Origin of the sequence: Actinomadura sp. KC06, from assembly GCF_004348735.1 — a bacterium.
In the GTDB taxonomy this organism is placed as follows: Bacteria; Actinomycetota; Actinomycetes; order Streptosporangiales; family Streptosporangiaceae; genus Spirillospora.
In genome coordinates this window covers 47,330-65,020 of the sequence record NZ_SMKT01000034.1, presented here as the reverse complement: position 1 = coordinate 65,020, position 17,691 = coordinate 47,330, and the positions used below count along the sequence as shown (strand labels likewise).

The 17,691-nt window shown below is 73.5% G+C and carries 1 protein-coding gene; it reads right to left on the bottom strand.

The window, feature by feature from the left end:
* The coding region (locus E1287_RS46325) for a type I polyketide synthase (protein ID WP_131965323.1) at positions 1–17,654 on the bottom strand (17,654 nt) is incomplete at its 3' end.
* Between the last annotated feature and the right edge of the window lie 37 nt (positions 17,655–17,691).

The window sequence follows — 17,691 nt, the reverse complement described above, 5'->3', positions numbered from 1 at the left end:
TCGTAGTTCAGGCTTTCGGCGATCTTGCGGAAGTCGTCCAGCATCGGGTCCATGAGCGGCGAATGGAACGCGTGCGACACCCGCAGGCGGGTCGTCTTGCGGCCCTGGGCGGCGAAATGGTCGACGATGCGGCCGACTTCGGCATCGGTCCCCGAGACGACGACCGAACCCGGGCCGTTCACGGCGGCGACGGCTACCAGCCCGTCGCCGAGCAGATCGGTGACCTCGTCCTCGGACGCCTGCACGGCCGCCATCGCGCCGCCCGGCGGGAGCGCCTGCATCAGGCGTCCGCGCGCCGCCACCAGCTTCGCCGCATCCGGCAGCGACCACACCCCGGCGACGTGCACGGCGGCCAACTCACCGATCGAATGCCCGGCCAGGAAACCGGGTCGCACGCCCCACGAACGCAGCAGCCGGAACAGCGCCACCTCGACGGCGAACAGCCCGGCCTGCGTGAACATCGTCTGATCCAGCAGCTCAGCCTCAGACCAGATCACGTCACGCAACGGACGATCCAGGTGCTCGTCCAACACCGCGCACACTTCATCGAGCGCTTCGGCGAACACCGGGAACGCCTCGTACAACTCCTGGCCCATCCCGAGCCGTTGCGCGCCCTGACCGGAGAAAAGGAACGCCGTTGAGCCAGCAGCGGCAACACCGGTGACCAGTCCGGCGGCTGGCTCACCTGTGGCAAGCGCGGCCAATCCAGCGGCATGGTCATCGGCGACGATCACCGCGCGGTGCTCCAGCGCCGCACGGCCGGTCGCCAGCGACCAGCCCACGTCCACCGGCGACAGCTCCGGACGCGCAGCCATATAGGAGCGCAGCTGTTCCGCCTGCGCCCGCAACGCCTCGGCCGACTTCGCCGAGATCACCCACGGCACCGCCCCACCGGGAACGTCATCGCGTTCGGTGACCTCTTCAGCGGGAGCTTCCTCCAGAATCACGTGGGCGTTGGTGCCGCTGATCCCGAACGACGAGACCCCGGCGCGGCGCGGGTGCCCGTTGACCGGCCATTCCCGCGACTCGGTCAACAACTCGACCGCGCCCGCCGACCAATCGACATGCGGGGTCGGCTCGTCCACATGCAAGGTCTTGGGCAGGACGCCGTGGCGCATCGCCTCGACCATCTTGATGATCCCAGCGACCCCGGCGGCGGCCTGGGCGTGGCCCATGTTCGACTTGATCGAGCCCAGCCACAGCGGACGCTCCGGCTCGCGGTCCCGTCCATAGGTGGCGAGCAGCGCCTGCGCCTCGATCGGGTCGCCCAGCGTGGTGCCGGTGCCATGCGCCTCCACCGCGTCGATGTCGGTCGTGTCCAGGCCGGCGGCGGCGAGGGCTTGGCGGATCACCCGCTCCTGGGAGGGACCGTTCGGTGCCGTGAGCCCGTTGGACGCGCCATCCTGGTTGATGGCGCTGCCCCGCACCACCGCCAGCACCGGATGACCATTGCGGCGGGCATCCGACAGCCTCTCCACCAAGACCACGCCGACGCCCTCGGCCCACCCGGCGCCGTCTGCCGACGCCGAGAACGACTTGCAGCGCCCCTCCGGCGAAAGCCCGCGTTGGCGGCTGAACTCCACGAACATTCCCGGTGTGGACATCACGGTCACGCCACCGGCCAGCGCCAGCGAGCACTCGCCCGAACGCAGCGCCTGAGCGGCCCAATGCAGCGCCACCAGCGACGAGGAACAGGCCGTGTCGACCGTCACCGCGGGGCCTTCCAGGCCGAGCGCGTAGGCGACCCGGCCGGTGACGAGGCTGCCGCCGCTGGTGCTGGCCGCGTCGGTGTCCAGCGCGTAGTCGTGGTACATCAGCCCGGCGAATACGCCCGTGGCGCTGCCCCGCAACGACGATGGATCGATACCGGCCCGCTCCAGCGCCTCCCATGACGCCTCCAGCAGCAACCGCTGCTGCGGATCGGTGTCGGCCGCCTCGCGTGGTGAGATCGCGAAGAAGTCGGCATCGAACTCCGCCGCGTCGTACACGAACCCGCCCTCGCGAGCGACGCTCTTGCCCGCACGACCCGGCACCGGGTCGTACAACCCGTCCACATCCCAGCCACGGTCGACTGGGAATCCCGATACCGCGTCCACACCGTCGGCCACCAGCCGCCACAGATCGTCCGGGGACCCGACACCGCCTGGATAGCGGCAGGCCATCCCCACGATCACCACCGGATCGTCGTCCTGCGCGGTCCGACCCACCGGAGCCGCAGCCACGGCCGCGCCGGTTCCGGCGATCTCCTGGTCCAGGAAGCCCGCCACCGCGCGTGCCGTCGGATAGTCGAACACCAACGTCGCGGGCAACCGCAAACCCGTCTCGCCGCGCAACGCGTTGCGCAACTCCACCGCCGACAGCGAATCGAAGCCGAGTTCTTGGAAAACGCGGTCCGGTTCCACTTCGTTGACGGACGTGTGCCCGAGGACGGTGGCGACGTGAGTTCGTACCAGTTCGAGGAGGTGATTGATGCGGTCTGTCTCGTCCAGTCCGGCGAGGCGGCGGCGCAGGGCTCCGCCGTCCGACGTCCCGGTTCCGGCCTGTGCCCGGACGGTCCGGCGCGCGGGTCCCGCGAGGCCGCGCAGCAGCGCGGGGAGGTCGCCGCCGCGGGCCTGGAGCGCCTTCTTGTCGAGGGGCAGCGGCACGAGGACTGGCTCATCGCCGCCCAGGGCGGCGTCGAACAGCGCGAGGCCCTGCTCGGCCGAGAGCGCGGGCATGCCGAGCCGGGCGAGGCGGTCCACGTCGGCGGCGGTCATGTCGTTCGCCATGCCGGTGCCGGCGTCCCAGAGCCCGAAGGCGATCGACGTCGCCGCCAGGCCCTGCGCCCGCCGGTGCACGGCCAGCGCGTCAAGGAAGACGTTCGCCGCCGCATAGTTGCCCTGCCCGGCGGCCAGCACCATCCCGCCCGCCGACGAGAACAACACGAAGGCAGAGAGGTCCAGGTGTTCGGTCAGCTCGTGCAGATCCCAGGCCGCGTCCGCCTTCGGCGCCAGGACGGTGTCCAGGCGTTCGGGGGTGAGCGCGTCCAGGAGGCCGTTGTCGGCGACGCCCGCCGCGTGGATCACGCCGGTGAGGGGGTGCTCGTCCGGGATCGCGGCCAGCAGGTTCGCCACCGCCCGCCGGTCGGACACGTCACAGGCCGCGACCGTCACGTCTGCGCCCAGGTCCGCCAGCTCCGCGCACAGGGTGTCCGCGCCGGGCGCGTCCATGCCACGTCGGCTCGTCAGCAGCAGGTGCCGGGCACCGTGCGCCGAGACCAGGTGCCGCGCCACCAGCGCGCCCAGGCCGCCTGTACCGCCGGTGACCAGCACCGTTCCGTCCGGGCTCGGCGTCCAAGCCTGGTCGGGGCGTGGTCCTGGTGCCTCGGACAGCCTCGGCACCCACAGCTCCCCGCCGCGTACCGCAGCCTCGGGCTCGCCTGAGGCCACGACCGCCGAGATCAACTCCGCCGATTCCGGATCGTCATCGACATCGACCAGCACCACGCGGTCCGGATGCTCCGCTTGAGCCGCACGCACCAGACCCCACACCGGAGCCTGCGACAACTCCACCGGCTCACCGGCAACCGACACCGCACCCCGCGTCACCACCACCAGCCGAGAACCCGCAGACTCCTCACCGGCCAGCCACCCCTGGATCGCGGACAACGCCTCACCCGCGACCGAACGCACAGACGTCGGCACCTCGCCCGACGCCTGCGGGCACGTCCACACCGTCACGTCCGCGTCCTCGGACACTTCGGGGAGGAGACGGCGGGACCATCCGATGCGGAGCATGGATTCGGCGGGCCCGGCGCCGACGCTGAGCTGGTCGGCGGAAACGGGCCTCGGGATCAGGGATTCCACGGTGAGGACGGCCCGGCCGGTCTCGTCGGCGACGAGGACGTTCACGGCATCCCCGGCCAGCGGCGACACGCGGACCCGGACGGCGGACGCGCCCGCCGCGTGCAGCCTCACGCCGCTCCATTCGAACGGGAGCAGCGGCTCCCCGCCGTCGTCGAGCAGGGTCACGTGCATGGCCGCGTCCAGCAGCGCGGGATGGATGCCGAACTCGCCCGCCGTGCCCTCCGCGGCGTCGGGCAGGGCGACCTCGGCGAAGAGGTCGTCGCCGCGCCGCCACGCCGCGCGCAGCCCGCGGAACACCGGCCCGTAGTCCAGGCCCTGGTCGGCGAGGCGATCGTAGGCGCCGTCGAGACTGATGGGCGTCGCGCCGGCGGGCGGCCACTGCGCCAGGTCGGGCGAGGGTTCGCCGGCGGCCGCGGCCGCGGCCAGCACGCCTTCGGCGTGGCGGGTCCAGGGGCGTTCGGCCGGTTCGTCCGCGCCTCGGGAGTGGACGCCGAACGTCCGGCGTCCGGTGTCGTCGGCCGGGCCGACCGTCACGTGCAGGGCGACGTCGCCGTGTTCGGGCAGGACGAGCGGCGTTTCGAGGGTCAGCTGCTCCAGCGCGCCGCAGCCGACCTGGTCTCCGGCGCGGACGGCGAGTTCGACGAAGGCCGTGCCGGGCAGCAGGACGGCACCGTGGACGCGGTGGTCCGCCAGCCACGGCCTGGACCCGGGCGACAAACGGCCGGTCAGCACGACGTCGCCGGAGCCCGGCGACTCCACGACGGCGCTCAGCAGCGGATGCGCGGCCGTCCCGAGCCCCATCGACGCGGCGTCCCCGCCCGTTCCGGGCCCGGCCTGCCAGTACCGGCGGCGCTGGAAGGCGTAGGTCGGCAGGTCGACGCGCCGCGCGCCGCGTCCGGTGAGGGCGGCCCGCCAGTCGACGGGGACGCCCTCGGTGTGCAGGCGTCCGATCGCGGTGAAGAGCGCGGCCGGTTCGTCCTGGTCCTTGCGGAGCAGCGGGATCGCGGTGACGTCGGCGTCGGCGTCGGTGAGGACGGTCTGCGCCAGCGCGGTCAGGACGCCGTCCGGTCCCAGCTCGACCAGCAGGGTGGCGCCCTCGGTCCGGAGCGTCCGGACGGCGTCGGCGAAGCGGACCGCCTCCCGGACGTGCCGCACCCAGTAGCCGGGGTCGCGGAGCTCGCCCGGTTCGGCGGGCCGTCCGGTGACGTCGGAGATGATCGGGATGGACGGGTCCGCGTACGACAGGTCCGCGGCGATCTCCGCGAACTCGTCGAGCATCGGGTCCATCAGCGGCGAGTGGAAGGCGTGGGACACCCGGAGTCGCGCCGTCTTGCGGCCCTCGGACGTGAAATGGCCGACGATCCTGTCCACGTCGTCCGCCGCGCCGGAGACCACGACCGATCCGGGGCCGTTCACGGCGGCGATGCCGACGCGGCCAGCGGTCAGCAGCGGGGCGACCTCGTCCTCGGACGCCTGCACGGCCGCCATCGCACCGCCCGCCGGAAGCGCCTGCATCAGCCGTCCGCGTCCGGCGACGAGCTTCGCCGCGTCTTCCAGGGACCACACCCCGGCGACGTGCGCCGCCGCCAGCTCGCCGATCGAGTGACCGGTGAGGAGGCCGGGCCGCACGTCCCACGACTCCAGCAGCCGGAACAGCGCGGTCTCGATCGTGAACAGCGCGGCCTGCGTGTACATCGTCTGGTCGAGGAGGCCGGGCTCGGACCACATGACGTCCCGCAGCGGGACGTCGAGATGCCGGTCCAGCTCCGCGCACGCCGCGTCGAACGCGTCCGCGAACACCGGGAAGGACTCGTGCAGACCGCGGCCCATCCCTAGCCGCTGCGCGCCCTGCCCGGAGAACAGGAACGCCGTCGTCCCGCCGGGTCGGGCCGTTCCGGTGACGACGCCATGCCCGCGACCGCCCGCGGACAGGACGTCCAGGCCGGAGAGGAGATCGTCGCGGCCCGCGCCCACGACCACGGCGCGGTGTTCCAGCGCGGTCCGGGTGGTGGCCAGGGAGTAGGCGACATCGCCCGGGTCCAGGTCGGGCTGTTCCCGCACGAACGACAGCAGCCGCGCGGCCTGCGCCGGCAGCGCCTCCCGGCTCCGCGCGGACAGGATCCACGGCACCGCGCCGGGCGCGGCGGGACGCTCGTCCGCCGGCGCCTCGTCCTCGGCGCCGCCGGGTTCCGGGGCCTGCTCGATGATCACGTGGGCGTTGGTGCCGCTGATCCCGAAGGAGGAGATCCCGGTGCGGCGCGGATGACCGTTGACGGGCCACTCGCGCGCCTCGGTGAGCAGCTCGACGTCGCCTTCCGTCCAGTCGACGTGCGGGGTCGGCTCGTCCACGTGCAACGTCTTGGGCAGGACGCCGTGCCGCATCGCTTGGACCATCTTGATGATCCCCGCGACACCGGCGGCGGCCTGCGCGTGGCCGATGTTCGACTTGATCGACCCCAGCCACAGCGGACGCCCCTCCGGACGATCCTGCCCGTAGGTCGCGAGGAGCGCCTGGGCTTCGATCGGGTCGCCGAGCGTCGTCCCCGTGCCGTGCGCCTCCACCGCGTCGACGTCGGCGGCGCCGAGACCGGCGTTGGCGAGCGCCTGGCGGATCACGCGCTGCTGGGCCGGGCCGTTCGGCGCGGTCAGGCCGTTGGACGCGCCGTCCTGGTTGGTGGCGGTCCCGCGCACGAGGGCCAGCACCGAGTGGCCGTTGCGCCGGGCGTCCGAGAGCCGCTCGACCAGCAGCATCCCGGCGCCCTCGCCCCAGCCGGTCCCGTCGGCGGCGGCGGCGAACGACTTGGCCCGGCCGTCCCGCGCCAGGCCGCGCTGGCGGCTGAACTCCACGAACGTCTCCGGTGTCGCCATCACCGCGACGCCGCCCGCCAGCGCCAGCGAGCACTCGCCTGAGCGCAGCGACTGCGCCGCCAGGTGCAGCGCCACCAGCGACGACGAGCACGCCGTGTCGACGGAGACGGCCGGGCCCTCCAGGCCCAGCGTGTACGCGACCCGGCCGGAGGCGATCGATCCGGTGTTACTGCTCGCCGCGTAGTCGTGGTACATCACGCCGGTGAACACGCCGGTGCGGCTGCCGCGCAGCCGCGCCGGGTCGATGCCCGCCCGTTCGAGGGCCTCCCAGGACGTCTCCAGCAGGATCCGCTGCTGCGGGTCCATGGCGAGCGCCTCGTTCGGGCTGATCCCGAAGAACCCGGCGTCGAACTCCGCGGCGTCGTGCAGGAAGCCGCCCGAGTCGACGTAGCTGGTACCGGGACGGCGCCCGTCCGGGTCGTAGAGGCGCCCGCGGTCCCAGCCGCGGTCGCCCGGGAAGCCGCTGACGGCGTCCACGCCGCCGGCGACCAGGCGCCACAGGTCCTCCGGTGACGCGACGCCGCCCGGGTAGCGGCACGCCATCCCGATGATGGCGATCGGCTCGTCGTCCGCCCGGACGGCCGCGTCGGGCGCGGCGCCACCGGCGGCGGCGCCGGTCAGCTCGTCCAGGAGGCGGCGGGCCAGCGCGGCCGGGGCCGGGTAGTCGAAGACGAGCGTCGCGGGCAGCCGGAGACCCGTCGCCTCGCTCAGCGCGTTGCGGAACTCGACCGCCGACAGCGAGTCGAACCCCAGCTCGTTGAAGGCCCGGTCGGGGCCGATCGCGGCCGGGTCGGAGTGCCCGAGCACCAGGGCGGCCCGGTCGCGGACGACGTCGAGCACCTCCTCCTCCCGTTCGGCCTCGGCCAGTCCGGACAGGCGCCGCGCCAGGTCCGCCGCCGCGCCGGACGCACCGGACGCACCGGACCGTCCGCCGAGGTCGCGCCGGGCCGGTGCGCGGACGAGGCCGCGCAGCAGGTGCGGGACCTCTCGTCCGCCGGCGGTCAGGGCCTTGAGGTCCAGGTCGGCGGGGATCAGGACGGCGTCGTCCAGCGAACCGGCGGTGTCGAGCAGGCCGAGTCCCCGTTCGGACGACAGTGCCGCGACGCCGCCGCGGGCCAGGCGCCGGACGTCGGCCTCGTCCACCTGTCCGGCCATGCCGCCGTCCGCCCACAGCCCCCAGGCCAGCGACTGGCCCGGCAGGCCCATCGCACGGCGGCGTTGCACCAGCCCGTCCACGAAGGCGTTCGCCGCCGCGTAGTTGCCCTGGCCAGGGGCGCCCAGCACACCCGCCGCGGACGAGAACACCACGAATGCCGACACGTCCATGTCACGGGTCAGCTCATGCAGGTTCCATGCCCCCGCCGCCTTCGGGGCCATCACCGCGTCCACGCGTTCGGGCGTCAGCGACGAGATCATTCCGTCGTCCAGCACCCCGGCCGCGTGCACCACACCCGACAACCGGCGGCCTTCCAGCAACCGCGCCAGCGCGGCACGATCGCTCACGTCACACGCCGCCACCTCAACGCCCGCACCCGCCTCCGCCAGCTCCGCCGCCAGCTCGGCGGCACCGGGCGCGTCCATGCCGCGACGGCTCGTCAGCAGCAGATCCCGGACGCCGTGCGCCGACACCAGATGCCGCGCCACCAGCGCGCCCAGCCCGCTCGTCCCGCCGGTGACCAGGACAGTGCCGTCCCCGGTGAAGGCGGTCGCGGGGGCCGTGTCGTGCTGTGGCTCTGCGGGGACGCGCGCCAGCCGCGCCGCACGGGCCGAGCCCCGCCTGAAGGCGAGCGCCGGTTCGCCGGAGACGGCCACCGGCACGACGTCTTCCCAGGACGCCGGGTCATCGAGGTCCACGAGCACGATCCGGCCCGGGTTCTCCGACTGCGCGGACCGGACCAGGCCCCACACCGCCGCGCCCGCGAGGTCTGTGACGTCGTCGTCCGCGCCGTCCACGGCCACCGCGCCTGAGGTGGCGACGACCAGTGTCGAAGTGGCGAACCGCTCCTCGGCCAGCCACTCCTGCAGCACGGCCAGGACGTCCACGACGGCTCGCCGCGCCGAGGCGGCATCGGCCCCTCCTGCGACCTTGAGCACGACGGCGTCCGGGGCCGCGCCGCCGGGCTCCAGCGCCTCCCACTCCAGCCACGACACCGGACGGTCGGCGGGAGCGGACGCCACCGGGGACCATTCGACCCTGAACAGCGACTCGTGGAACGCGCCGCGCGCCGCCGACAACGCCTCCGGCGCGATCTCCCGCAGAGCCACCGAGTCCACCGACGCCACCGCGCGCCCGGACGTGTCGGTCATGCGCAGCGACACGCCACCGCCGGACGGTTCCATCCGCACCCGCAGCGCCGACGCGCCCGACGCGAACAGCTCCACACCCGACCACGCGAACGGCAGCAGGACCCCGTCGCCGGACACACCGGTCAGCGCGATCGCGTGCAAGCCCGCGTCCAGCAGCGCCGGGTGCAGGCCGTAGCCGTCGACGTCCACGTCCTCGGGGAGCGCGACCTCGGCGAACACCTCGTCGCCGCGCCGCCACGCCGCCGCCAGGCCGCGGAACACCGGCCCGTATGCCAGGCCCGCCTCGGCCAAGCCCTCGTAGAAGCCGTCCAGGTCGATCGCGGACGCGCCCGGCGGCGGCCACTTCTGCGCGCCGCCCGCCGGTTCCGCGCCGCCCGGTTCGAGCAGGCCCTCGGCGTGCCGGCGCCACGGCTCGGCCGCGTCCGCCCGCGAGTACACCGACACCGGACGGGCGCCCGACTCGCCGGCGGCGCCGACCACGACCTGGACCTGGGCGCCGCCGTCCGCGGGCAGCACCAGCGGCGCCTCCAGCGTCAGCTCCCCGATCCGGCCGCAGCCGACCTGGTCACCGGCCCGGACGAGCAGATCGACGAACCCCGTCCCCGGGAACGGCAGGACGCCGCCGACCTCGTGATCCGCGAGCCACGGCTGCGACCGCGGCGACAGCCGTCCGGACAGCACCACGCCGTCCGAACCGGGCAGCGGCACCACGGCGCCGAGCAGCGGATGCCCGGAAGCCTCCAGCCCCGCCGAGACGATGTCGCCGATCCCCGCCGAGGACCCGGCCCACGCGTCCCGCCAGTGGCTCTGGATGTCGATCCAGTACGGGCGGCGCTGGAAGGCGTAGGTGGGCAGGTCCACCCGTCGCGCGTCCCGTCCGGCGAAGGCAGCTCGCCAGTCGATGGGTACACCGGCCGCATGCAGCGACCCGACCGCCGTGAGGAAGGCGGCGACCTCGTCCTGCTTCTTGCGCAGCACCGGGACGGCCACGACGGTGCCGCGAACCTGATCGAGGCTGTCCCGCGCCATCGCGGTCAGGACGCCGTCCGGTCCCAGCTCGATGAACCGGGTCACCCCGTCGGCGTGCAATGTCTGGACGGCGTCGGCGAACCGCACCGCCTCCCGTACATGCCGCACCCAGTAGGCGGGCGTGCCCAACTCCTCCGCCGTCGCGGCCTGGCCGGTCAGCGCCGACACCACCGCGATCTCCGGCGACCCGTATTCCAAGCTCTCAGCGACCTGGCGGAAGTCGTCCAGCATCGGATCCATCAGCGGCGAATGGAACGCGTGCGAAACCCGCAGCCGGGTCGTCTTGCGGCCCTGGGCGGCGAAATGATCGACAATCCGGACGACCTCGTCCTCGGCCCCGGACACCACGACCGACTCCGGGCCGTTCACCGCCGCGATGGCAACCGGGCCGTCGCCGAGCAGGCCGGTGACCTCGTCCTCGGACGCCTGCACCGCCGCCATCGCACCACCGGCCGGGAGCGCCTGCATCAGCCGTCCACGCGCCGCCACCAGCTTGGCCGCATCCTCCAGCGACCACACCCCGGCCACATGCGCCGCCGCCAGCTCACCGATCGAATGCCCGGCCAGCACATCCGGACGGACGCCCCACGACTCCAGCAACCGGAAAAGCGCCACCTCGACCGCGAACAAACCAGCCTGCGTGAACACCGTCTGATCCAGCAGCTCGGCGTCCGACCACATCACGTCACGCAACGGTCGATCCAGATGACCGTCCAACACCCCGCACACCCCATCGAGCGCCTCGGCGAACACCGGGAACGCCTCGTACAGCTCACGGCCCATCCCGAGCCGCTGCGCGCCCTGCCCGGAGAACAGGAACGCCACCGAACCGGCCGACGCCACGTCGTGCACGCAGCCGGGACGGGTCTCGCCCGCCGCGATCGCCGCCAGGCCGTCCAGCCCGTCGAGTCCGGTGTCCGGGTCGCCCGCCAGGACTACCGCGCGGTGGTCGTGGACGGCGCGCGAGGTCGCCAGCGTGAAGCCGACGTCCACCGGCGACAGCTCCGGACGCTCCGCGAGATGCGCGCGCAGCTTCTCCGCCTGGCCCCGCAGAGCCTCCGCCGACCTGCCCGAGATGATCCACGGAACCGTGCCGCCGGACACCTCGCGGTCCTCGGCGCCCTCCTCGGCTGGGGCCTCCTCGACGATGACGTGCGCGTTCGTCCCGCTGATCCCGAAGGACGAGATCCCGGCCCGGCGCGGACGCCCGTCCACCGCCCACTCGCGCGCCTCGGTGAGGAGTTCGACATCGCCCGAGGCCCAGTCCACCTGCGGTGTCGGCTCGTCCACGTGGAGGGTCGCGGGGAGGACGCCGTGCCGCATCGCCTCGACCATCTTGATGATCCCGGCCACGCCCGCCGCCGCCTGCGCGTGCCCGATGTTCGACTTGATCGACCCCAGCCACAACGGCCGCCCTTCCGGACGATCCTGCCCGTAGGTCGCCAGCAGTGCCTGCGCCTCGATCGGGTCGCCCAGCGTGGTCCCGGTGCCGTGGGCCTCGACCGCGTCGATGTCCGCGGTGCTCAGCCCGGCCTTGGCGAGGGCCTGCCGGATCACGCGCCGCTGCGACGGGCCGTTCGGCGCGGTCAGCCCGTTGGACGCCCCGTCTTGGTTCGTCGCGCTACCCCGGACGATCGCCAGCACCGGATGACCGTTGCGGCGGGCGTCCGAGAGCCTCTCCACCAGCAGCATCCCGGCGCCTTCGCCCCAGCCGGTGCCGTCGGCCGCCGCCGCGAACGACTTGCTGCGCCCGTCACGGGCCAGGCCGCGCTGGCGGCTGAACTCCACGAACGTCTCCGGCGTCGCCATCACCGCGACACCGCCCGCCAGCGCCAGCGAGCACTCCCCCGACCGCAGCGCCTGGACGGCCCAGTGCAGCGCCACCAGCGACGACGAGCACGCCGTGTCGACGGTGACCGCCGGGCCCTCGAAGCCGAAGTGGTACGCGACCCGGCCGGAGGCGATAGCGCCCGTGGCGCTGTTCGCCGCGTAGTCGTGGTACATCATCCCGGCGAACACGCCGGTCGCGCTGCCGCGCAGCGACGCCGGGTCGATGCCCGCCCGTTCGAGTGCCTCCCAGGACGTCTCCAGCAGCAGCCGCTGCTGCGGGTCCATGGCGCGGGCCTCGTTCGGGCTGATCCCGAAGAACTCGGCGTCGAAGTCGGCCGCGTCGTGCAGGAAGCCGCCCGAGTTCACGTAGCTGGTGTTCGGCCGCTCTCCGCTCGGGTCGAACAGCTCGGCGACGTCCCAGCCCCGGTCGGCGGGGAACTCCGAGACCGCGTCCACACCGCCGGCGACGAGCCGCCACAGGTCCTCGGGCGTGGCCACGCCGCCGGGATACCGGCAGGCCATTCCGACGATCGCGATGGGCTCGTCGTCGGCCGGCGCGGACACGGCGGGGACGACCCCGCCATCGGTGGCGCCGGACACCTCGTCCAGCAGGAACCGCGCCAGCACGGCCGGGGTGGGGTGGTCGAAAACGAGCGTCGCGGGCAGCTTCAGCCCGGTCGCCTCGCCGACCCCGTTGCGGAGCTCCACCGCCGACAGCGAGTCGAAGCCGAGGTCGCGGAAGGCCCGGTCGGGTTCGATCGCGGACGGACCGGCATGGCCCAGGACGTTGGCGGCCTGGGTGCGCACCAGGTCGAGGAGCGCGTCCGCCCATTCCGCTTCTGGACGGCTCGCCAGGAGCGCCCGCAGCGCGTCCGCCTCGGCACGCGCGCCCGCGGCACTTCGCCTGACCCGCGGGACGAGCCCGTGGAAGAGGGCGGGCAGATCGCCCGGGCCCGCACCTCCGCCGGTGCCCGCGAGAACCGCGAGGTCCAGGTGGATGGGGACGGGTGCGGCCTCGTCCAGTGTCCCGGCGAGGTCGAGCAGCGAGAGTCCAAGTTCACCGGTCAGGCCGCGCACTCCCGCGCGGGCCATGCGCTGGATGTCGGCGTCGTCGAGTTCACCCGCCATGCCGCCGTTGTCGGCCGCCCACGGGCCCCAGGCGAGCGATTGCGCGGGCAGGCCGTCGGCCCTGCGGTGATGAGCGAGAGCGTCAAGGAACGCGTTGGCCGCCGCGTAATTGCCCTGACCTGGCGTGCCCAGCACACCGGCCGCCGACGAGAACAGCACGAACGCCGACAGATCCATGTCCCGGGTCAGCTCGTGCAGGTTCCAGGCCGCGTCCACCTTCGGGCGCAGCACCGCGTCCACGCGCTCGGGCGTCAACGACGAGATCGTGCCGTCGTCCAGGACCCCGGCCGCGTGCACCACACCCGACAGGCGGCGGCCCTCCAGCAGCCGCGCCAGCGCCTCACGGTCGGCCACATCACACGCGGCCACCTCCACCTCGGCGCCCAGCTCCTCCAACTCCGCACACAACTCAGCCGCGCCCGGCGCGTCCGCGCCGCGACGGCTGGTCAGCAGCAACCGCCGCACACCACGTTCGGCCACCAGATGCCGCGCCACCACACCACCCAGCGCACCCAGCGCACCCGTCACCAGGACCGCGCCATCGGCGTCGGACGCGAAGGCCGAGGCGGGGTCGACGTCCGGCGAGCCCATCGGCATCCTCGCCAGCCGGGCCGCTCTGAGTACGCCCGCGCGGATCGCCAGTTGCGGTTCCCCCGAGGCCGCCATCGCCACCGCGTCCGCCGGGTCCGCCGCGTCGTCCAGGTCGGCGAGCACGATCTGGCCGGGGTCCTCCGACTGCGCGGACCGGACCAGGCCCCACACCGCCGCGCCCGCGAGATCGGTGACGCCGTCGTCCGCGCCGCCGTCCACGGCTACCGCGCCGGACGTGGCGACCAGCAGCATCGACTCGGCGAAGCGCTCCTCGGCCAGCCATGATCGCAACACGCTCAAGGTCTGCTGGACGGCCTGCCGCACCTCGTCCGGCTCCTGACCGGACGGCACCCGCAGGACGACGACGTCCGGGACGTCACCGCCGGGTTCCAGCGCGTCCCACCACGTCCACGACGCCGGACGTGCGGGCGGCGCGGGCGGGACCACCGGCCACTCCAGCCGGAACATCGCCTCGGCGAACGCCGAACTCGCCGCCGTGAGCTGTTCGGCGGAGATCTCCCGCAGCACCAGCGACTCCACCGCCGCGACCGCCCGGCCGGACGCGTCCGCCACCTGCAGCGACGCTCCCGCTCCGGTGGACGCCGGAGTCACCCGCACCCGCAGCGCCGACGCGCCCGACGCGAACAACCGAACGCCCGACCATGCGAACGGCAGCGCGGTGCCGTCGCCGACCGCGCCGCTCAGCGCGATCGCGTGCAGGCCCGCGTCCAGCAGGGCCGGATGCAGCCCGAAGCCGTCCGCCTCGACCTGCTCGGGCAGCGCGACCTCGGCGAACACCTCTTCGCCGCGCCGCCACGCCGCCTCCAGCCCGCGGAACACCGGCCCGTACTCCAGACCCGCGTCGGCCAAGCCCTCGTAGAAGCCGTCCAGGTCGACGGGGACGGCGCCGCGCGGCGGCCACTGCGCCAGATCGACGTCCGATTCCGCCGTGCCGGGCGTGAGGACGCCCGTCGCATGCTGCCGCCACACCGCGACTCCCTCGTCGCGGGAATGGACGCTCACCCGCCGGGCGCCCGTCTCCTCGGCAGGGCCAACGACGATCTGCACCCGCGCGCCGCCGGGCGGCAGCACGAGCGGCGCCTGCAAGGTCAGTTCCTCGATCCGGCCGCACCCGACCTGGTCACCGGCCCGGATCGCCAGCTCGACGAACCCGGTGCCCGGGAACAGCACCATCCCGCCGATCACATGGTCGGCCAGCCACGGCTGCGTCCCCGTCGACAACCGGCCCGTCAGCACCACTTCACCGGACTCGGCCAGGCCGATCGCCGCGCCGAGCAGCGGATGGTCCGCCTTGTCCAGGCCCGCCGAGGTCACGTCGGCCGCGCCGGTCCCGGCGTCCAGCCAGTACCGCTGCCGTTGGAACGCGTAGGTGGGCAGCTCGACCTCGCGGGCTCCGCGTCCGGCGAAGACCGCGCCCCAGTCCGGGCTGGAGCCGGTGACGTGCAGATGCCCGACCGCGGTGAGCAGCGTCGTCGGCTCGTCGTGGTCCTTGCGCAGGGTCGGGACGACGACGGCCGTTTCAGCGGACGGCTCGTCCAGGCAGGCCCTGGTCATCGCGGTCAGGACGCCGTCCGGTCCCAGCTCGATGAACCGTGTCACCCCGTCGGCGTGCAATGTCTGGACGGCGTCGGCGAACCGCACCGCCTCCCGCACATGCCGCACCCAGTAGGCGGGCGTGCCAAGCTCCTCCGCCGTCGCGGCCCGGCCGGTCAGCGCCGACACCACCGCGATCTCCGGCGACCCGTACTCCAAGCTCTCAGCGACCTGACGGAAGTCGTCCAGCATCGGATCCATCAGCGGCGAATGAAACGCATGCGAAACCCGCAGCCGGGTCGTCTTACGCCCCATCCCCGTGAAGTGATCAACAATCCGGACGACCTCGTCCTCGGCCCCGGACACCACGACCGACTCCGGGCCGTTCACCGCCGCAATGGCAACCGGGCCGTCGCCGATCAAGCCGGTGACCTCGTCCTCGGACGCCTGCACCGCCGCCATCGCACCACCGGCCGGGAGCGCCTGCATCAGCCGTCCACGCGCCGCCACCAGCTTCGCCGCATCCTCCAGCGACCACACCCCGGCCACATGCGCCGCCGCCAACTCACCAATCGAATGCCCGGCCAGCACATCCGGACGGACGCCCCACGACTCCAGCAACCGGAACAGCGCCACCTCGACCGCGAACAAACCGGCCTGCGTGAACACCGTCTGATCCAGCAGCTCGGCGTCCGACCAGATCACGTCACGCAACGGACGATCCAGATGACCGTCCAACACCGCGCACACTTCATCGAGCGCCTCGGCGAAGACCGGGAACGCCCCGTACAGTTCGCGGCCCATCCCGAGCCGTTGCGCGCCCTGGCCCGAGAACAGGAAGGCCGTGGAGCCCGCCATGCGGGCGTTTCCGCGGACGGCTCCGGGGCCGCGCTCGTCCGCTGCCAGTGCCGTCAGGCCGCGTCGCAGGTCGGCGCGGTCCCGGCCCACGATCACCGCGCGGTGTTCCAGCGCGGCGCGCGTGATGGCCTGCGAGAACGCCACGTCGATCAGGTTCGTGTCGGGACGCTCGTCGAGGAAGGACAGCAGCCGGACGGCCTGCGCGGGCAGAGCGTCCCGGCTCCGCGCGGACAGCGTCCATGCCACCGGCGCGGCGCCTTCGTCCGTCTCGCCGCCGGCCTCCTCGGCGGTCTCGGCGGCCTCCGGGGCCTGCTCGATGATCACGTGGGCGTTGGTGCCGCTGATCCCGAAGGAGGAGATCCCGGCGCGGCGCGGACGTCCGTCCACCGGCCAGTCCCGGGCCTCGGTCAGCAGCTCGACGTCGCCCGCCGACCAGTCCACCTCCGGGGACGGGGCGTCGACGTGCAGCGTCTTGGGCAGGACGCCGTGCCGCATCGCCTCGACCATCTTGATGATCCCGGCCACACCCGCCGCCGCCTGCGCGTGCCCGATGTTCGACTTGATCGACCCCAGCCACAGCGGACGCCCCTCCGGACGATCCTGCCCATAAGTCGCGAGCAGCGCCTGCGCCTCGATCGGGTCGCCGAGCCTCGTGCCGGTCCCATGAGCCTCTACCGCGTCGACCTGGTTCGCGGGGATCTGGGCGTCCGCGAGCGCCTGGCCGATGACACGGCGCTGGGACGGACCGTTCGGCGCGGTCAGCCCGTTGGACGCGCCGTCCTGGTTGACCGCCGAGCCCCGCACCACCGCGAGCACCCGATGGCCGTTCCGCTGAGCGTCCGACAGCCGCTCCACCAGGAGCATCCCGGCGCCCTCACCCCACCCGGTGCCATCCGCCGCCGCCGCGAACGCCTTGCAGCGTCCATCGGCGGCCAGACCGCGCTGGCGGCTGAAGTCGACGAACGTGTCCGGCGTCGCCATCACCGTCACGCCGCCCGCGAGGGCCAGCGAGCACTCGCCGCGGCGGAGCGCCTGGACGGCCAGATGCAGCGCGACCAGCGACGACGAGCACGCCGTGTCCACCGTCACCGCCGGGCCCTCAAGGCCCAGCGTATAGGCGACGCGGCCGGAGACGAGCGCGCCCGTGTTATGGCTGGCGGCGTAGTCGTGGTAGACGAGCCCGGCGAAGACTCCGGTCGCGCTTCCGTGCAGGGACCCCGGGTCGATCCCGGCGCGCTCCAGCGCCTCCCAGGACGTCTCCAGCAGCAGCCGCTGCTGCGGGTCCATGGCCAGCGCCTCGTTCGGGGCGATCCCGAAGAACCCGGCGTCGAACTCGGCCGCGTCGTGCAGGAAGCCGCCGAGGTTCACGTAGCTGGTGTCGGGCCTGGCGCCGCTCGGGTCGAACAGCTCGCCGGTGTTCCAGCCGCGGTCGGCCGGGAACTCGGTGACCGCGTCGACGCCGCCGGCCACCAGCCGCCACAGGTCCTCCGGCGACGCCGCGCCGCCGGGGAAGCGGCACGCCATCCCGACGATCGCGATCGGCTCGTGCTCGCGGGCCTCGATCTCCCGCAGGCGGCGCCGCGTGTTCTGCAGTTCGGTGGTGGCGCGCTTGAGGTAGCCGCGCAGCTTGTCGTCGTTCGCCATCGAATATCAGCCAATCCCGATGCCATCGCGGGTCACG